This is a genomic window from Halorhodospira halochloris (assembly GCF_002356555.2).
Lineage (GTDB): Bacteria > Pseudomonadota > Gammaproteobacteria > Nitrococcales > Halorhodospiraceae > Halorhodospira > Halorhodospira halochloris.
Genome location: NZ_AP017372.2, coordinates 831,737 through 852,018, shown reverse-complemented (window position 1 = coordinate 852,018; position 20,282 = coordinate 831,737). Strand labels below are relative to the sequence as shown.

General features: G+C 56.9%; 12 protein-coding genes. 2 read left to right on the top strand and 10 right to left on the bottom strand.

Translation table 11 applies throughout. The annotated features are described in order from the left end of the window. Positions 1 to 12 precede the first annotated feature (12 nt). The 10 genes from glpK to HH1059_RS03985 form a co-directional block, all read right to left on the bottom strand. A complete protein-coding gene (glpK, locus tag HH1059_RS04030; RefSeq protein WP_197710734.1) occupies positions 13 to 1,530 on the bottom strand; it encodes a glycerol kinase GlpK in 1,518 nt (505 codons plus the stop codon). A gap of 140 nt (positions 1,531 to 1,670) precedes the next feature. After that, a complete protein-coding gene (locus HH1059_RS04025) occupies positions 1,671 to 2,393 on the bottom strand; it encodes a peptidoglycan DD-metalloendopeptidase family protein (protein ID WP_096408567.1) in 723 nt (240 codons plus the stop codon). Positions 2,394 to 2,412: 19 nt separating this feature from the next. Further along, complete coding sequence (locus HH1059_RS04020) at positions 2,413 to 2,994, bottom strand: YqaA family protein (protein WP_096408564.1); 582 nt, start codon at positions 2,992 to 2,994, stop codon at positions 2,413 to 2,415. Positions 2,995 to 3,462: 468 nt separating this feature from the next. Continuing rightward, positions 3,463 to 4,044, bottom strand: a complete 582-nt coding sequence (locus HH1059_RS04015; protein WP_096408562.1) for an electron transport complex protein RnfA — start codon at positions 4,042 to 4,044, stop codon at positions 3,463 to 3,465. Further along, a complete protein-coding gene (rsxE, locus tag HH1059_RS04010; RefSeq protein WP_096408560.1) occupies positions 4,034 to 4,699 on the bottom strand; it encodes an electron transport complex subunit RsxE in 666 nt (221 codons plus the stop codon). The genes HH1059_RS04015 and rsxE overlap by 11 nt, the downstream gene beginning before the upstream one ends. Beyond that, a complete protein-coding gene (locus tag HH1059_RS04005) occupies positions 4,699 to 5,394 on the bottom strand; it encodes an RnfABCDGE type electron transport complex subunit G (protein ID WP_096408558.1) in 696 nt (231 codons plus the stop codon). The genes rsxE and HH1059_RS04005 overlap by 1 nt, the downstream gene beginning before the upstream one ends. Continuing rightward, the gene (locus HH1059_RS04000; RefSeq protein WP_231902014.1) at positions 5,391 to 6,410 is read right to left on the bottom strand and encodes an RnfABCDGE type electron transport complex subunit D; all 1,020 of its coding nucleotides are present in this window, start codon (positions 6,408 to 6,410) and stop codon (positions 5,391 to 5,393) included. The genes HH1059_RS04005 and HH1059_RS04000 overlap by 4 nt, the downstream gene beginning before the upstream one ends. Further along, a complete protein-coding gene (gene rsxC, locus HH1059_RS03995; RefSeq protein ID WP_096408551.1) occupies positions 6,407 to 7,750 on the bottom strand; it encodes an electron transport complex subunit RsxC in 1,344 nt (447 codons plus the stop codon). Before rsxC ends, HH1059_RS04000 begins: the two co-directional genes overlap by 4 nt. A 29-nt stretch (positions 7,751 to 7,779) precedes the next feature. Further along, a complete protein-coding gene (locus HH1059_RS03990) occupies positions 7,780 to 12,753 on the bottom strand; it encodes a 2-oxoacid:acceptor oxidoreductase family protein (RefSeq protein ID WP_096408549.1) in 4,974 nt (1,657 codons plus the stop codon). Positions 12,754 to 12,893: 140 nt separating this feature from the next. Continuing rightward, positions 12,894 to 13,778, bottom strand: a complete 885-nt coding sequence (locus tag HH1059_RS03985; protein WP_096408546.1) for an RnfABCDGE type electron transport complex subunit B — start codon at positions 13,776 to 13,778, stop codon at positions 12,894 to 12,896. A gap of 367 nt (positions 13,779 to 14,145) precedes the next feature. On the opposite strand from HH1059_RS03985, the gene gltB reads away from it, so the two are divergent. Together gltB and HH1059_RS03975 are read left to right on the top strand one after the other, a co-directional pair. Next, positions 14,146 to 18,807, top strand: a complete 4,662-nt coding sequence (gene gltB / locus HH1059_RS03980) for a glutamate synthase large subunit (RefSeq protein ID WP_096410325.1) — start codon at positions 14,146 to 14,148, stop codon at positions 18,805 to 18,807. Continuing rightward, positions 18,800 to 20,266, top strand: coding sequence for a glutamate synthase subunit beta (locus tag HH1059_RS03975; RefSeq protein ID WP_096408544.1), 1,467 nt, complete (start codon positions 18,800 to 18,802; stop codon positions 20,264 to 20,266). Before gltB ends, HH1059_RS03975 begins: the two co-directional genes overlap by 8 nt. Positions 20,267 to 20,282 lie beyond the last annotated feature (16 nt).

Below are 20,282 nucleotides of genomic sequence, written 5' to 3'. Positions count from 1 at the left end.
GGCACCTCCCCGTCAGCCCCTGGCCCGCGCAACTGCCCGGTGCCAATCATCTATTCGTTGCTGTGCTTGCCCTCTGGTTATGGCTGGGTCGAAACGTCTCTCCATCTGCCACTGCGCGGCGATTTGCTCCTCATCGCGCCAAAAGCCCACCGCCAAACCAGCTAGATAGGCAGCACCTAACGCGGTTGTCTCATAGGTCTGGGGACGCACCACAGGCACCCCGAGCAGGTCGGCCTGAGTCTGTAGCAACAAGTCATTGGCAGCAGCACCGCCATCAACCCGCAATTCTTCTAGCTGCATCCCGGCATCAGCCTCCATGGCCTGCGCAACATCGCATATCTGCAGAGCTATCGCCTCGAGGGCAGCGCGGGCAATATGCGCCGACGATGTACCTCGAGTAAGACCGGTAATGATCCCTCGCGCCTGCGCATCCCACCAAGGCGCCCCCAATCCTACGAACGCCGGCACCAAGTGTACACCACCAGAGTCGGGAACACTGCTAGCAAGCTCTTCTATCTCTGCGGACTTACGGATGATACCCAAACCATCCCGCAGCCACTGCACCACAGCTCCGGCGATAAAAACACTGCCCTCAAGCGCGTACTGATCTTTGCCGTCTCTGCGCCAGGCGATGGTTGTGAGGAGGCCGTTTGCAGACGGGACAGCAGTTGAGCCGGTATTGAGCAGAACAAAGCCACCAGTGCCGTAGGTAGCCTTAGCCAGACCGGGACGGTTGCATATCTGGCCAAACAGCGCGGCTTGCTGATCTCCTGCAACCCCTGCTATGACGGCTCCCGAAGGGATTCCGGGGCAGCTTATCGGAGCAGCAAAGCCGCTGCTATCGCGCACCTCCGGCAACACTGCTCTAGGGATACCAAGCAAGCCGAGAAGCTCATCATCCCAATCGCCTTTGTGGATATCGAACAACAGTGTCCGTGAGGCATTGGTCGCATCCGTAGCATGGACTCGGCCTGCGGTAAGTTTCCAAATAAGCCACGAATCTATGGTTCCGAAGGCCAGTTCACCAGCCTCCGCGCGCTGCTGCGCCCCTGTTACCTGATCCAGTATCCAACGAATTTTGGTCCCCGAGAGGTAGGGATCAAGCAGCAACCCGGAACGGCTTCGAAAGAGTTCCTCAAGTCCTTCATCCTGCAATCTCTGGCAGATGTCTGCGGTACGCCGATCTTGCCACACAATTGCCGGATAAATGGGCTGGCCAGTCTCCCTATCCCATACAACAGTCGTTTCACGTTGGTTGGTAACACCGATCGCGGCTACTTTAGACCAGTCCAACCCAGCACGTAACAGCGCTCGCCCCATGACCGCATTCTGCGTAGCCCAGATCTCCTCCGGGTCGTGCTCTACCCAACCTGGCTGCGGATAGAGCTGGGTAAACTCTTCTTGAGAGACGGCGACGATCTCGCCACTGGCATTGAAGACCATGGCACGGGAGCTTGTTGTCCCTTGGTCGAGGGCCAGGATTACCTTAGACTCGGAGGGATGCGGCTGGTAATTTTGAGCACGGGACACTTATAACCTCCCGGAAATTATGCAGGGTCACCACGTGGAACCTCTAAAAACTGCGCCTGATCAAACAGCTTGCCCCGGTGCATTGTTTAGAGGCGCACAGCGAGCATGATCGCGCGAAATATATCCACAGGCAATGCTCATTAGCGCTCAGGTAGATAATCTTCCGGGTCTACAGCCCGACCATCTATCCTGATCTCAAAATGCAAGCTAGCCCGATCCGCGCCGCTCGCATAACCCATCTCGGCTATGCTATCACCTTTGCTGACTTGATCACCTTCGCCAACCAAGAGTGCCCGATTATAACCATATGCCGACACATAATTATCGTCATGCATTATTATAATAAGATTCCCATATCCGCGCAGACCGCTGCCGCTATAAACCACTTCCCCGGAGGATGCGGCACGGATTGTTTGCCCCTCTTCACCGCCAATCTGAATCCCGCTTTTACCACCGCTATCTGTTGCATAAGCACGTATAATCTCGCCACTTGCCGGCCACTGCCAGTCTAGCTCTTGCTCTGGTGTATCCTTCGGAGGTGGCGGGGGATCAGTGGTAGGCTCATCGGCCCTAGCTTGGCGCGATTCGTCTGCATCCCCAACGCCCCGAGGCGGATTAAGAACCAACTTACGACCGACTTGAATTTGGTCAGGATTTTCTATCTCATTCCAACTGACTAGCTGATCAACCTGCAAGCCATGTCGCCAAGCAATCCCGCGCAATGTATCGCCTGGCTTTACTTCATACAAATAGATTCGCCGATCACCATCTTGCTCCCAATCACCTTGCCATAATGCCCCGCAACCAGCGCCGATAGATGCGAGGATTAAGACAACTACTGCCTGCAGAGTAAGGCGATTCATTAGGGATCTTCTTGTAAAGCTATCCGTACTGCAGCCACAACATAGCAACCAACAGGGCAACCACACTTATCCAACCGATGCGCTCGACATGGCGCAATAGCCATGGCTCAAGGCGCGCCCCACCCCAAGCAACTAGCGTAGCGACAAGGAAGAACCTTGCCCCACGACCAATTAATGAGCCTAACACAAAGGGCAGCAAAGCAACCCCTGTGGCTCCTGCAGCAACAGTGAATACCTTATACGGTATAGGCGAAAACCCGGCCACTAGCACAACCCAAAAGCCCCATTGCTGAAACCAGTCAACTGCTAGCAAATATGATTCGGCATAACCGGCTGATTCTATCCAAGGCTCAACTAGGTAGAGAGCGAAATAACCGAGCAGATAGCCTACTAGCCCGCCAATTACCGAGCCTAGGGTAGCAATCAGGGCAAACAGCAGGGCCCGATTCGGTCGGGCCAGGCTCATTGGGGCTAATAGCACATCGGGGGGGATAGGAAAGACGGATGACTCGGCAACGCTCACACCGCCGAGCACCCATGGTGCGCGCCGATGTGACGCCCACTTTACTGTCCACCGATATAAAGGCCCAAATATCCTCATCTGGATATTTTGACATTTTACCCACAATAAATCATGGGGCAGATTTTTTATCCGACCCCGGTGCGGAACCTCCAGAAACTCCCTGGAGCCATCTAGCTGCCCCGGTATGGAGGACGCCGTAAATCCATCCCTGGAGGCTTCATGGCGCCATCCATGGCGCCAAGACCTCCACACCGGGGCGGATGGTGGCGCCGGCGAAGTTTTTCGAGGCACCATACCGGGGCAGCTAGATGGCTCTGGGGAGTTTTGGAGGCACCCTCTGGGGAGTTAGGGCCCTTTATTACTGTTACTACACATCTGGGCAAGACTACACAGCCCGCAACCAGACTGAGAATCTCCACGGCTCTGCTGCTGCGGCTCTAGCTCAGGATGACGCTGAGCGAAGCGCCGGGCAGCATGTTGTACCGCTACCCAAACGCAGAGCAAAAGAAAGATGATCACCACTGCAAGCAGATAATTAACCATCTATTAACCGCCCAGCCCAGCAAAACCCATAAATGCCAGTGACAAAACCCCAGCCAGCATCAAACTCATTGCCGCCCCTCGGGCTATTGAGGGGACGTCTGCCAAATCGATCCGCTCACGCAAACCAGCCATAAGAACAATGGCCAGTATAAAACCCGCCCCGGCGCCTAGGCTATAAAATAAAGACTGCAGAAAATCGAACTCATAGCTGGTCTGGAATAGCGCCACACCAAGGATGGCACAGTTACTGGTGATTAGCGGCAAGAAGATGCCCAGGGCCTGGTAGAGGGCCGGCGAAAACTTCTTAACGGTCATCTCCACCAATTGTACGGCCGAGGCTATAACGGCTATATAGGCAATAAGGCTCAAGAACATCAGATCAAAATAACCCAACACCAAATTAATGAGCCATGCCGAAACTGATGCAATAAGCATCACGAAGGCCGTCGCCACCCCCATCGGGAATGCGGTACTCAGCTTGGCCGATACACCGAGTATGGGACATATCCCTAAAAAGAGCGCGAGAACGAAGTTATTTATTATCGCCGCATTGAGAAAAATATACGGTAGCGACTCACCGGACATGGCTAGTCTCCTCATCAGCGCGTTTTTGGGACTCGCGGTTCTGTTGGCGCTCCTTTATCCAGGCAAAGAGCAACAACCAGCCACCCAGCACAAAAAACCCACCCGGAGGCAAAAGCATTATTATCCACGGCTCGAATGAATCGCCAAACACTTGATAGCCGAGAAGCTCACCAGACCCTAACAGCTCTCTTACCGAGCCCAGACAAAGCAGGGCAAAAGTAAATCCAGCCCCCATGCCAAGCGAATTGACCAGGGTCTTACTAAGGCGGTTGCGGGAAGCAAAGGCCTCTGCCCGCCCCAATATCATGCAGTTGACCACAATAAGCTGGATGAAGGCCCCTAGCTGATTGTATATCTCCAGGCTGACAGCGTGGATAATGTAATCTACTACCGTGACAAAAGTGGCAATAATTACAATGTAAGAGGCTATGCGAACCTCTTTAGGGATCAAGCTACGCAGGATCGACACCATTCCTGTAGAACAGAGCAACACAAAGGTAGTCGCCAGCCCCATAGCTAGGGCGTTCTCCACGGAGTTGGTAACCGCCAGAACCGGACACATGCCAAGGAGCATGACGAAGACCGGATTCTCCTTCCATAAGCCAGTAAGGAAGGTGTCCATGGTTATCGGCGTTTTATCACTCTTGGAGGCCATCACTGCTCCCTTTCCATATCCGCCCAATGCGGGGCAATCGAGGGCAGAAGCTCGTTGGCGCTGCTATTAATGATCTTGCCTACCGCCTCCGCAGAGACCGTGGCACCGGTGATTCCGTCTATCTCACCAGGCTGATCAGCCTCACTTGGGGAGACCGTAACTATCTCGTGCGCCAGACCCTTGCCGGCATCATCTAGCGCCGCCTGCAACTCATCGAAAGAAGCGAGAAATCTCTCATCTGTCTCAATCCGATCACCTAGCCCGGGGGTTTCGCGACTCTCCAAGATGGTCATACCGACAATCTTCTCCTTCTCCCGTTGATAGCCGTAGAGCAAACGGATTTCCCCTTCGTAGCCGCGACCTGAGGCCTCAATAGCAACACCTTGCAGGACGCCATCGGCATCATAGCCAGCGTATATCTCCTGACCATCAACATCGTTTTTGTCAGCGTCGACCAGACCATCATCGGTGACAATGAAGGTACGCTGTTTTTCCGCCCCGGGAATTACATCGAAGACTGCCCTTTCAAGGGCAATGCGGTGGTTCTCCTCAATCGCTTCGCGAGTACTTTCTACTACAGTCACTACTAGCAGGCCGGACAAAAACGCAATAGTGCCTAAGGTGGCAATAAGTTTAGCGCTTGATGTCGGCGCTGGTTGAGAGGTTGTCTGATTAGTGCCGTTCTGCTCAGTCATACACCCCTCCTGCCCCGCTTACCGTAAGTGCGCGGCTGGGTATAGCGCTCAATCAGCGGAACCATCGCGTTGCCGAGCAAAATGGCGTACATGACCCCCTCAGGCAAGCCACCGAAGAAACGAATAATTACCGCCAGAAAACCTATCAATAGGCCATAAATCCAGACCCCGGCCGGAGTAACCGGGGAGGAGGACATATCGCTGGCCATGAACACCGCGCCCAACATCATCCCGCCTGATAGCAAGACAAACCAGGGCGTTGGGAAGTGATCCGGATCAACGGCATAGAACAGCGCCGCCGTAACGAATGCCCCTCCCAGGACAGCAGCCGGGATGCGCCAGTCGAGCATCCGCCGGGCTATCAAGTAGAGGCCTGCGAGCAGGATGATTAGGGCCGAGGTTTCGCCCAATGACCCCGGCGTCATGCCTGTAAAAAGATCCCAAGCCGGAGCATGGACGTCCCCGAATTTCCAGTCGCCAAGAGGCGTTGCCGTAGTATAGGCATCGACTGAGGCTGGCGTGGTAAAGGGCAGCGCGAGCGTAGACGGGAGGAACTCACTAAAGCGCTCCGGCAGCCCTGCCTGAGTCCAGGTCGACGAGGCCTCAGGGAAGGCAGCCGTGGCAAAAGCTCGGCCAATCAGGGCTGGGTTAAACGGGTTAAAGCCCAGTCCGCCGAACAGCATTTTGCCTAGGGATATGGCAAAGAAGCCTGATAGAGCTGCCATCCACAGAGGAAACGCCGGCGGCAGAGTCAACGCGAGGAGTAGCCCGGTAATAACCGCGCTGTAGTCGCTGATGGTACTAGGCTTACCCGAGAGGCGAGTGAATAGCTGCTCGGTCAGCACACAGACCAAGGTGGTGGTCGCCATCAACGCCAGCGCGCTGATCCCGAAGTGATAGACCGCAAAACCGCAAACCGGCAGCAGCGCGAGGACCACGTTGCGCATAATCTGCTCGACGCTGCTCGCTTGCTTCATATGCGGCGAGCTTTTTAATTCGATCCGCGGTGGAGTCAAGACATTCGCTCCCGATTGAGGGATTTGGCAATTCTGAAGTACTGCACAAGGGGGATATTCGACGGACAGACGAAGCTGCAACAGCCACACTCAAAGCAATCGTTAAGATTGTACTCTTCTTCCATCACCTCATATTGACGAGCTGCGGCTAGCCTTGCCAAGTCGGCCGGATTAAGGCCCACAGGACACACGTCCACACAGTCACCACAACGGATACACGGCTGGATCCGCGGCGCCGGATCCAGCTCACTACCCTCCGGCAGAACTATAACTCCCGAAATGCTTTTGGTGACCGGAACATCAAGGGCTGCAACAGTACTGCCCATCATCGGCCCGCCAAGGATTATCCGGCTCGGATCATCCTTAGGATAGCCAACGCTCTCAAGTAAATAACGCAGCGGCGTCCCGATAGGAACAATGTAATTGCCAGGCTTTTCCACGCCTGGCCCGGCGACCGTAATAACCCGCTCAATCAACCCTTGACCGCGAGGTAGGAGCTGGCCGATTTGGGCCATGGTGCCGATGTTATTGACCACTACACCGATCTGATAGGGAAAGCACCCCGAGGGGACCTCCCGGTCTAGCAGGGCCTTGATCAGCATCTTTTCCGAGCCCTGCGGATACTTGCTGCGCACCTCTACTACGCTTATAGCATCGTCAGCCTTGATATGCTCGCGCAACGCTGCAATAGCTTCCGGTTTGTCATCCTCAACTCCAATTATGGCCTGCTCAGCCCGTACCGCACGCATTGCCAAGCGGATGCCAGCAATAACATCTTGACCATATTCAAGCATGATGCGGTGATCAGCGGTTAGATAAGGCTCACACTCACAACCGTTGATCACTAGCGTATCGACCGGATATTTATCAGGCACCCGCAGCTTACGGTGTGTCGGAAAGGCCGCTCCGCCTTGGCCGACAATGCCTGCTTGCTGAATAGCTTCAATCAGCTCGCGAGCACTGCACTTAGCCAGGTCCTGCGGCTTTACCCACCGCACGTGCTGACTGTCGCCTGGTGCAGCACGCAGGATAATTGCCTCAGCCTTAGGTCCGCGGGCAGTAGGCATCAGCTCAATGCCCTCAACCGTCCCGGTCACTGGGGAGTGAATAGGGACGGAATCATCATCCACAGCCTCGGCTATTGGTTCGCCACGCACCACCTCTTGGTTTTTGGCCACCAAGGCCCGCGCAGCTGGACCGAAGTGCTGATCCAAAGGCAACACCATACGCGGGGCGAAGGCCATGCGCCTAATGGGCAGTTCGCGGGTGTCATCCTTTAACCCGGGGGGATGCACCCCCCGGGGAAAGGTAAGACCTGTCAAGTAAGATAAAAGCCCCATGGTTTCCCTCTCATGAGCAGATTGAGCCTTCAATTAAGCTTCTGTGCCCGCTTCATGAGCTTATCGAGGCCCGGCTCGTTAGGATCGAACGGCGTCCCCGGATGGATCGCAAACGACGAGCACTTCTCCGCGGCCTTGACTATGTCCTTAAACGCTGCCCCTTTGGGGTTTTTGACGATAACCTGCTTGTTATCGTCGTAAGCAAAGACCCCCGGGGCGACGTCTATACAATCGTCGCAAGCCGTGCACTCGTTACTCTCCACCCAAACCGGCTCATACTCCCAGTCCAAACCAGCCGGCTGGGCAGAATCACCGCCAGACCCCTGCGCTTGACCGCCACCATCAGAGCTAGGCAGCGCCGGCGCTTGCTCCAAGTTGGCGGCTAGATCAGCGGACCCCTCACCGCTTGCCAAAGAGACCAGGGCAGCACTTATCCGCTGCGCCATCTCTTGGCGGGTCTGCGCCGCAATCTGCTCAGCGTTCGGCTCCTGCCTATCAAGCCCGAGCAGCCCCTTGAGCTGATACCAGAAATCACGCCGCTCCTCGGTGGAGAGGACCAACTCCTCAGAGACAATCACCTTAACCAGGCGGTTATTCTTATCGACCGCCCAGATGTAAGGGAACAGCCCCTCGCGATCCTCCTCAGAGAGCTCCAGCAGCTCAACTAAGGGGATCATCTCATCACTCCACTTCTCCGGCGGTACCTGCTTGAAGTGCTTGCGGAAGCGGCCCTCAGTCAGGGCAAAGTCGGCAAAGGTCATGGGTAGTTCCATGCTCTGCTCGTTGCCATCATCATCGAGGTAACGCAGGGTATACTCTGGCCAATCTTGCTCAATGTCCGGGTTACCCTCCAAATCGCTGCATTCACGGAAGGTGGTACCGCGATCCGGGTTGTAGCGGAACAGCGGATAAGCGCGTGACTCAACCGCCATCTTCGACTGCAAGAAGGCAACGTCATCACCAACTCCGTGCTCTGGCGGACAAACGGCGTAGACGTTAAATATCGCCGGTCGGCGCGTATTCAGACCCTCAATAAAGCTCTCCAACAGATGGGTAACGTTGCTGATCGTCCCTTGCGCCACGTAGCTCGTGCGGTGCGCTAAGCCGATCAGACTGATCTCCTTACGGATCTCATCCTTACCCTTCCACGCCTTGCCGTACGGCGCCATATCTGAGACCTGGCTTATAAAACCAGAGGTACAGGCCTGGCCGCCGGTGTTGGAGTAGACCTGCGTATCGAGAACCAGGACCTTGATCGGCAACCCTGACATAAGAGCCCGCGAGAGGTTCTGGAAGCCGATGTCGTACATCGCCCCGTCGCCACCGAGGCTAACCACCGGCGGACAGAGTTCATACTCCTCGTCGCTGAACATTTCCCAATTGAACTGAGCGAAGAACTCATCGTGGGTCGCCGGATCGTACTTGCCGGATAGCTCCAGCTCAGCCATGCGCACGGCCTTAAAGCCTTCGGCCATCTTCTGCATATGCCCCTCAAAGATGCCGATGGCCATCGATGGGCTGTCCTGGAACAGGTGGCTGGTCCACGGGAACGGGTAGGGGTTATAGGGATAGGTACTACCCCATACCGAGGTACAACCAGTCGCATTGATAATACCCATGTCAACGCGACCGCGCCCCGTTGGACCTTCGACATAGCGCCAGCGCAGATCCTTAAGCTTGGCCAATAAGCCGCTGACCCAGCGCAGCCAATCGGGATCGACATTCTGCGCCCCGCTGCCCTGATCGAGTGCACTCGACAACCGCGAGAGGGTCAGATCCTTATCGGCGTGCGTCGCCACCACTTCGCTAACGGCGCCGAAATCAGACAGATCCATGCCGTCGGCGAGCTTGAGGCGAACATGTTGCTCGAGGCGATTAATCAGATCGTCGAGTTTCGCCACATGCTCTCTCACCCGCGGCTGCATCAGGGCTGTAACTGTAGCGGTAAACAGATGCACCGCGCTCTTTTCACCACAGCCGAGGCAGGCACCGTCGCCTGAGTTGAGCGAATTGTAGGCACTCTTATCGAGCAGAAGCGTCTCTAGCGCACCAATCCCCTCATTAATATCCTCAATGCGGATGTAATCCGGCTTGGTAGTGGGCAGGTCGAGCCAGAAATCCCACTGCTGGCGCATCCGTTCGACATCTTCAGGTGTCTGTGTGACTGCTTCGAGGGCATCCTCTTCGCAGATGCTGACGCACTCCATACAGCCTTTACAGGTATAAGGATTGACGGTCAGCGAAAAGAGCCCGCCACTGCCTGGCTGACGTTTCTCCTGCGCGGTGAAAAACGGCTTGGTAGCCGCGAACTGGAAACTGCCGAGGCTCTCGCGCAGCCAGCCCAGCTCCTCCTCTAAGCGCTGCTTATCACCCTCTTGCAGATCGCTCTCGCTGAGCAGGGCAGCGATCGAGCGATCGAGCTCAGCGCGCACATCGGCCTCTTCCCCGACCTCGAGCAACGCCTTACGCAAACGCTTCTCAAGATCGCGAACCGCGCGGCGCAGATGGCGGGTCGGCCGACCGCCGGTCTCGATACGCCGCACCGCGGTATCGAGGACTTCGCCGATGGTGTTTACCAGACCCGGCAAGGCGGTATCCGGACAGACTGCGTAGCAGTCACCGCAGGCGGTACACTTGCTCGGATCCCAGGCCGGATACTCAAAGCGCACCTGCGTCATGTCCCGATAGATGCCGGTCGAGGCCGGGATCAGCGACTGGGCCATGAACGGATCGACGAGGTTATCGCTACCCTGCCCGGCGACATAGAAACTGCCGGTCTGCTCCCAGAAGCGGTGGATATCCGAGCTAGCATTCTGCGATTGCGGCAGCCGCTTGAGCATAACCGGCATTTCCGGCAGGCGGTTCTGCTCACCGGCGGGGATAACCTCACCACCTAACTGCTTAGCGGTAATCTCGTGGATCTCATCGAAACCACGGCGCACCACCCGCAGGTTATCCTCCACCACGCGAGCCCCTTTGCTGCCGAACTTCTCTTGCAACTGCTGCTCAATAGCCCGGAATAGTGATTCACGTGTCAGTCCACGGCGCTCCATAAGTGGCGATGCGGCGAAAAATGCCCCTTGGAACGCTATGCCCTGCATCCGAAACTGCAGATCGGCATCCGAGGCCTCATCGCGGGCGATCTGGAACGCATCGAGATAAAAGACGCGGATATCGTTCTCGACGATATAGCGCTGTGCAGCAGCGGGGAAGCTCTCCCACACCGCCTGAGGGCTGTCGAGATTGGACTGGATGATGAACACCCCCTCCTTGGCCAGACCGGCCAATGGATTAGAGTGGTCGAAGACGTTCGGGTCCGGGGAGAGTACCACCTCAACCTCTTTGAGCTCGCTGCTGACCCGGATCGGCTCAGGGGCAGCGGCAAGATAGTAGGTGGTCGGCTGACCCTTCTTCTCCGAACCATACTTGGGGTTGGCCTTGATGTGGAAGTCGAGCAAATCGAACAAGGTCATAGCCAAGTTCTTGCCGGTGGTCATGGCACCCCAGCCACCGACCGAGTGGAGCCGGGCAGTAATCGAGCCTTCCGGCAGCAGACTCGGGTTTTCCGAGCCGCGCAGGGCCATCTTCTCGATCCCGGGATAGGCCTCTTGCAGATTCTGCTGATGCAGTTCCTGCTTCGGCGTCGCCGGATTGGGCCGGGCGAAATCGACCGACAGATAGAAGAAGGTGCGCTGCTCACCATCGGGGAGCATATTCTCGACTGCTGCAATCAGCCCCTCCGGCTGCAGGTCGCGGGAACCGAGGCCAAATGCTGCCGAGTAGATGCGCGGCATCTCACCGCCGCTAAAGGCCGGATAGTCGGGATACGGCTTACCCTTGCCGGCGACCCGATTCTCCAGGCACTTTGTCAAAGCCGCCCGGGTCTCGCGCGCCAGTGGCAGGTCTTCGGCCAAAGGCTGATCTACCCGCTCTAGGATCGCTACCCCTTTACGACCGCGCAGCAATTCGGCCAACTCCGCGCCTGGGAACGGCCGGAACATGGTTAAGTTAACTACGCCAACCGCGATTCCCCGAGTCTCGCGCAGATAATCGGCGATGGCCTCGGCAGTAGCGACCACGCTGCCCTGCCCCATAATCAGATATTCGGCATCATCAACCCGGTAGCCGGAGACCCGCTGATACGGCCTGCCGGTCAAGAGGAAGAACTCCTCCATGCAGTTATCGGCGATCTCAGTGAGGTGATCGAAGAAATAGGGTCGCTGCCCGGCGACCTGCTGCATGTAGGAGTCCTGGTTCTGCACCGAACCGGAGAGCATCGGGTTATCGACATCCCAAATCGCCGGGATACGCCGGCGCTTATCGCCGAAGATCATACGCTGTGCTGGGGTCGGGCACTCGATCCAGTCATCCGGGCGCCCGAGATACTCGGCAATGAGCTCACGCTCCGGCACGCGCAGAGAATCGATCAGGTGGGTAGTCAGAAAGCCGTCCTGGGCAACCGCACCCGGGTTAAGGGCCAGCTCAGCTATCTTGTGAGCAATGATATTGAGGTCGGCAACTTCCTGAGCGTTCTTGGCAAAGAGCTGGAAAAAGCCGGTATCGTCAATACAGTGGTAGTCGTCGTGGCCGGCGTGGACGTTCAGTGCGCCCTTGGTTATGGCCCGGCAACCGATATTGAGGATATACGGCAGGCGCTTACCGGCAGCGGCGTAGAGCGATTCGTGCATAAACGCCACGCCCTGCGCTGAGGAAAAGTTGATTGCACGCATGCCGGTCATGGCCAAGCCGGCAGTTACCGCAGCTGCCGCGTGCTCCGACTCGGGCTCAATGAATTTTAGCGCCCGCCCGGAAATATTAATGTGCCCCTTGGAGACCTCTTCTGCCCACATCTCACCCATGTCGGTGGAAGGGGTAATGGGATAGGCACCGGCAGCATCTGATGCCTCACGCTCACATTGAATAATCGCGGTATTCCCATCCATGGCGCCGCGAAGCCCCTGATATTTAATCATCTCTGGCGAGATTTTGCGTTTAAAGAGCATGTCGCCTCCCTCTATGCCGGCCGCGAAAAGCCGTCCAAAGTTTTTCAATTCAGATTCAGTAAGCCCCGTGCAGCAAGGCGAGGCATACCTTGCCACCGGCTTGTTGGCCGGCGGTGGTGTTCGCCTTGCGCGCGACCCCGTTAAACGCGGGGCAATGGCTCCATACGTGGCAGCGACTCCTTGCGGATAATCTTACGGGCCCCTGCCCCCTTGCGTGGTTTATCCCCTTCTAGCCAAACAATGGCTCCTGTGGGGCAACGCTCAATAGCAACGGGCGAAGCCAGGGCATTTTTCTCGTAATCAATAACCGCGAGGTTACGCTCTATGCGAATAAGCCCTTCTGGGGCGTCGGCAGCACAGCGGCCACAGCCAGTACAAACGACTTCGCACTGAGCCATGGCCTCATCCTGCGGATCCTGGTTGCGGCAGTTGACCCACAGCCTATGACTTTCAGGCTGCAGGCTGAGTAAATCTTTTGGACAAACATCGACACAATCACCGCACGCCGTGCAGCGGCTCGGATCGATCACTGGCAGTCCATAGCGATTAAGGCGTATGGCATCAAACTTGCAGGAGACTTCGCAATCACCCAGACCTAGGCAGCCCCATGAGCAACCCTTGCCACCACCAGCGACAAGAGCCGCGGCTCGACACGACTTCAAGCCCTGATAACGGGCCCTCATCGCCGCCACATGGGTGCCACCGGCACAGGCCAGACGAGCCACAATGCGCTCCCTGTTACCCATATCCACACCGAGGAAGCTGGCGATTGCCTGATTCATCTCCTCGGAATTGGCGGTGCAGCGTGACGGGTCCAAGCGCCCTTCAACAAGGGCCTCCGCAAATGGCCGACAGCCTGCAACCCCACAAGCACCGCAGTTGGCGCGTGGTAACATATCCTCGAGCTCGTCAATGCGCGGATCCTCATAGACGTACAGACGGCGATTGGCAATTGCCAAAATTGCCGCCAATAATACGCCCAGGGCGGCCATGACGCCGCCGGCTAGCGCAATTTGCAGGCTCATCGAAGTCACTAAAGTACACCCACCCGTTTGCTGCCTGAGGAACGATCCGATTTATTGTGCAGTGAACAATAATCGAGAAAAACGTACCCTGCAACAGGCAACTGGTCAAGTAGTTGTAAGAAATCGATGGGCAATAAGTACCCAAAACCGTTGAGTGCGACTATACGCCGCGGTACAATAAGGGCATAATTTGGGCGAGGTCAGCCTTCTTCATGCGAAAAAAGAGTGGCGCTACGAGCCTTTTCCAATTACCCTCCCAAGCCCGCTAAAACATGCTGAGCAGAACGCGGCTGCGCATAACCAACGGACACAGCCAACAGAGACGGTGCCAGCGTCGATCCGCTGGCAGTTGCTAGAGAGGTCAACCATGAGCTTCCACGCCTTACCTAACCAACAGGGTCTCTACGATCCAGCTCAAGAACACGACTCCTGCGGTATCGGATTCGTTTGCCACATACGCAATCAGAAAAGCCATCGCATCATTGAGCAGGGGTTGGAGATTCTTGAACGTCTGCACCATCGTGGAGCAGTTGGCGCAGACCCTAAGGCAGGCGACGGCGCCGGCATCTTGGTTCAAATACCCGACGACTTTTTCCGCGCTGAGGTGGATTTTGAGTTGCCTGCGGTAGGCGACTACGGCGTGGCAATGGTCTTTTTTAGCCGCGATGAACAACAGCGTGCCAAATTACAGAAAACAGTTGAGGACCACGTTCAAGAAGGCGGCCAAAAGGTCCTCGGCTGGCGAGACGTGCCGCTGGATAACAGCGATCTGGGCGAGACTGTTCTGCCCAGCGAGCCGCTAGTGCGCCAACTGTTCATCGGTCGTGGCGACAACTGCCCTGATCAGGAATCCTTCGAGCGCAAACTATTTGTTATCCGTAAGCGCATGGATAATGCCATCAAGGATGCCGGCTATGAAGTCAGTGACTACTACGTCACCTCAATGTCGTCGCGCACCATAACCTATAAGGGGATGCTCCTTGCCGGACAAGTCGGCGACTACTACCGCGACTTGCAGGATGAGCGCTTTGTCAGCGCCCTAGCACTGGTCCACCAGCGCTTTTCCACCAACACCTTCCCGACCTGGGACCTAGCGCAACCATTCCGCATGATCTGCCATAACGGCGAGATCAACACCTTGCGCGGCAACGTCAACTGGATGGCAGCGCGCCGCCACACCATGCGCTCCAAAGTCCTCGGTGATGACCTCGACACCATCTGGCCACTTATCCCAGAGGGTCAGTCTGACTCTGCCTGCTTCGATAACGCCCTGGAACTTCTGGTAATGGGCGGCTACTCACTCGCCCACGCCATGATGCTGCTTATCCCCGAGGCCTGGTCAGGCAATATCCTCATGGATGATAAGCGCCGCGCATTTTACGAGTACCACGAAGCGCTCATGGAGCCGTGGGATGGCCCCGCAGCAATTGCCTTCACCGATGGACGCCAAATTGGCGCCACCCTCGACCGCAACGGCCTGCGTCCGGCGCGCTACCTGGTAACCGACGACGACTTAGTCATCCTAGGCTCCGAGATGGGGGTATTGGACATCCCCGAGGAGCGGATAGTCCAGAAATGGCGCCTGCAGCCGGGGCTTATGCTGCTCATCGACCTGGAAGAGGGGCGGATAATCAGCGACCAGGAGATCAAAACGCAACTTGCTGAGGCACATCCGTATACCGATTGGCTGCGCCGCACCCAAATCCGCCTTGAAGAACTGCCAACCAGCGTTGGCCCCATGGCACCCGATGCCACAACGTTGCTCGATAAGCAGCAGGCTTTCGGCTATACCCAGGAAGATATTAAATTTCTCCTCGACCCCATGGTCAGCTCCGGCGCTGAGGCGGTCGGCTCAATGGGAGCTGACAATCCTTTAGCTGTACTATCCTCCAGGCCCAAACATCTGTCCAGCTACTTCAAGCAGAACTTCGCCCAGGTAACCAATCCGGCAATCGACCCGATTCGCGAAGAGTTGGTGATGTCGCTGGTCTGCATGATCGGCCCGCGCCCCAACCTACTCGGCATTGATGAGGCTGGTCAAAACTGGCGACTAGAGACCTCGCAGCCAGTACTAACCAATGAAGACCTGGAGCGCATAAGGCATATCGAATACAGCTCCGGTGGCGCCTTCCGTACCCGCACGGTCGATGTCTGCTACCCGGCCAGCGAGGGTGCCGCAGGCATGCATGATGCATTACAAAATGTCTGCCAGAAGGCCGAACAGGCGGTGCTTGACGGCTACAACATCCTCATCCTCTCGGATCGCAACACCAACCTAGATCATATTCCGATCCCCATGCTGCTTGCCACCTCGGCAGTCCACCACCACCTAACCCGCCACGGCCTGCGCACCAGCTCTGGGTTAGTGGTAGAAACTGGGGCTGCGCTGGAAGTTCACCACTTCGCCACCCTGTGCGGCTATGGCGCTGAGGCCGTTAATCCTTACCTGGCTTTCGACACCATTCAATCGATCCTGCCTCAGCTACCCGAGCAGCTAAACTTTGAGCAGGCTCAGCAGCGCTACATCAACGCTGTTGGCAAGGGACTGCTGAAAGTCATGTCAAAAATGGGCATTTCCACTCTGGAATCCTACTGCGGGGCACAGATATTCGATGCTGTAGGCCTTAACAGCGAGTTCGTCGACAAGTACTTCACCGGCACACCAAGCCGCATCGAAGGGGTTGGCCTCCAGGGGGTCGCCGAAGAAGCCGTCCGCTGGCACAGCAGTGCCTATGGCGGGGCCGATATCTATCGCGATCACCTCGATGTCGGCGGCGAGTACGCCTTCCGGCTGCGCGGCGAAGATCACTCCTGGACCCCGGATGCGATCGCCAAGCTCCAGCACGCTACCCGCGCCAACGACGCCCAGACGTACGCCCAATTCACGCAACTGATCAACGATCAAAGCGAGCGGCTACTCACTCTGCGTGGGCTGATGGACTTCAAATATGCAGATCAGCAGATCCCCCTTGAAGAAGTCGAACCGGCCAGCGAGATCGTGAAACGCTTCTCTACTGGTGCCATATCATTCGGGGCGATATCCTACGAAGCCCACTCAGCGCTGGCCAAGGCAATGAACGCCTTAGGCGGAAAATCTAACACCGGCGAGGGCGGTGAGGAGCCGGAACGCTTCGAGCCACTCGAAGACGGTTCGATGAACCCCGAACGTTCGGCCATCAAGCAGGTAGCGTCCGGGCGCTTCGGAGTTACCGCCGAGTACCTAGCCAACTCCGACGATATTCAGATCAAGATCGCCCAAGGCGCCAAGCCGGGCGAAGGCGGCCAGCTGCCCGGCCACAAGGTCGATCGCAATATCGCTAAGGTGCGCCACTCTACACCAGGGGTCGGTCTAATATCGCCACCGCCCCACCACGACATCTACTCCATTGAGGATCTCGCGCAGCTGATCCACGACCTGAAGAATGTTCAGCCACGCTCGCGGATATCGGTCAAACTGGTCTCTGAGGTGGGCGTAGGTACGGTCGCAGCAGGCGTTTCCAAAGCCCATGCCGATCAGATCACTATCGCCGGCTATGATGGCGGCACCGGCGCCAGCCCCTTGACCTCGATCAAACATGCCGGCAGCGCCTGGGAGATTGGCCTTGCCGAAACCCACCAAACGCTGGTCCACAACCGTTTGCGGGGGCGTGTCTCGCTGCAAGTCGACGGCGGCTTGCGTACCGGCAGGGATGTAGTCATAGGGGCCTTGCTCGGGGCCGACGAGTTTGGCTTTGCTACAGCGCCGCTGATAGTGCAGGGCTGCATTATGATGCGTAAGTGCCACCTGAACACCTGTCCGGTCGGAGTGGCTACCCAGGACCCGGAGCTAAGGCGCCGGTTCCGCGGCAAGCCGGAACACCTGATAAATTACTTCTTCTTCGTTGCTGAAGAGGTGCGGGAAATAATGGCCAAGCTCGGCTTCCGTACCGTCAACGAGATGATCGGCCAATCTGATCGCCTCGAGAAGCGCAGCGCCATCAACCATTGGAAGGCGAACGGCCTCGACTTCTCCGGCATCCTGGCCAAGCCTGAGGCCGTCCCTGGTGTTGCCGTCTATAATTGCGAGGAACAAGATCACGGTCTGGAACAAGCCCTTGATCATTTCCTCATCAAGCAGTCCCAACCAGCCCTGGATAATGGGACTCCGGTGCACATCGAAACCCCGGTCTACAACTACAACCGCACCGTCGGCACCATGCTATCCGGGCGTATCGCTGAACGTTACGGCCACCCGGGCTTGCCCGACGACACCATTTATATTAAGGCACAGGGCACCGGCGGCCAGTCGTTCGGCGCCTGGCTGGCTGGCGGTGTCACCATCGAACTGGCCGGAGACGCCAACGACTATGTCGGCAAGGGGCTATCTGGCGGTCGGATAATAATCTATCCACCCGAAAATGCCGGCATCAAGGTTGCCGAGCACAACATAATAGTCGGCAACACCGTCCTCTACGGCGCAATCAGTGGCGAATGCTTCTTCCGCGGAGTCGGCGGCGAGCGATTCTGCGTCCGTAACTCCGGGGCAACCGCGGTGGTTGAAGGGGTTGGCGACCACGGCTGTGAATACATGACCGGTGGTGTCATGATCTGCTTGGGTTCAACCGGCCGTAACTTTGCCGCCGGAATGTCCGGAGGCATAGCTTATGTCCTTGATGAAGAAGGTAGCTTCGCCGAGCGTTGCAACCAGACCATGGTTGACTTGCAACCTATTGATCCGGAGCAGGAGTACCTGGAGAGCATCGAGGAAGCAGAGCGCAATGAACCTATAGACATCTATGAGGATCCACGCCGCCACGATGTTAAACGCCTGCGGACACTTATCGAGCGGCATCTGTCCTATACCGGGTCCCAACGGGCCCGCGAGATACTCGATGACTGGGAGCATTATTTGCCGAAATTCATCAAGGTTATGCCGCTCGACTTCCGTCGCGCACTTAACGAGATAGAGGCTCAACAAGCCCAGCCGCCGGCGCCCACCAGGCCGCCGAAGTTTCATCAAGCTCTGGAGGGGAGCACAGTCAATGGGTAAGCAAACTGGATTCCTGGAATACGAGCGCCAAGAGTACGGCTATCAACCTGCCTGCGAGCGCATCTACCACTACGGGGAGTTCCTCATACCCTTGAGCAGGGAGCAGGTAGGTGAGCAGGGGGCGAGATGCATGGACTGTGGCATCCCCTTCTGCCACCAAGGCTGCCCGGTGGATAACCTTATTCCACACTGGAACGACATGGTCTACCGCGGGGAGTGGGAACAAGCCATTACCGAACTCCACTCGACCAACAACTTCCCCGAGTTCACCGGACGGATTTGCCCGGCACCGTGCGAGGCATCTTGCACCCTAAACCTCGACGACAACCCGGTAGCTATAAAGACTATCGAGTGCAGCATAGTCGATCAGGCTTGGCAGAACGGCCTCATTAGGCCCCAGGTAGCCCGCCGCAGGACCGGCAAACGGGTCGCTATAGTCGGTTCCGGCCCTGCCGGTTTGGCGTGTGCTCAGCAGCTGGCTAGGGTCGGCCACAATGTCGATGTCTACGAGAAAGCCGATGCCATCGGGGGCCTATTACGCTACGGCATTCCCGATTTCAAGCTCGAAAAGAAGCATATCGATCGGCGTATCGCACAGATGCGCACTGAGGGAGTGCACTTCCACACCTTGACCAACGTCGGGGTCGACATACCGGTCTCGCAACTGCGTAAACAGTTTGATTCTGTGGTCCTCGCCGGTGGCAGCGAAGAACCGCGAGATCTACCAGTCCCCGGTCGCGAGCTCAACGGCATCCACTTTGCCATGGAGTTTTTGACCGCCAATAGCAAACGGGTACAGGGGGTCTACGTCCCGGATGACCAATTCATCGATGCTCATGATAAGCATGTAGTCGTCATCGGCGGTGGTGATACCGGATCAGACTGTGTCGGCACCTCTAATCGGCACGGCGCCCGCTCAGTCACCCAAGTTGAGATCCTCAATAAGCCTCCGGAAAAAGAGGACAAGGAGCTTACTTGGCCATACTGGCCGCATAAGCTCAACACCTCGTCATCACACCAGGAAGGATGTGAGCGGATGTGGAACTTCCTGACCAAGGAGTTTGTTGGTGACGAGAGTGGTAATGTGCGGGCCATCCGCTATGCCAAGGTTGAGTGGCACAAGGATGAACAAGGCAACTGGCAAATGAGCGAAGTACCAGGAACTGAAGCCGAGATGCCGGCTGATCTTGTCTTCCTCGCTATGGGCTTTGTCCACCCCGTGCGAGCCGGCATGCTTGCCGAATTGGAGGAGAAGGCAGGTCTGCAGTTTGATGAGCGTGGCAACGTCAGTGGCGCGACTGAAGGCGAGGAGGCTTACAAGACCAATGTTGAAGGGGTCTTCGCCGCCGGCGATATGCGTCGCGGCCAATCGCTAGTCGTCTGGGCTATCCGCGAAGGTCGCCAATGCGCCCACGCCGTCGATAAGTGGTTGCAAGGGAAGACTAACCTGCCGCGTTAATTTTTGCTGTTTTAAG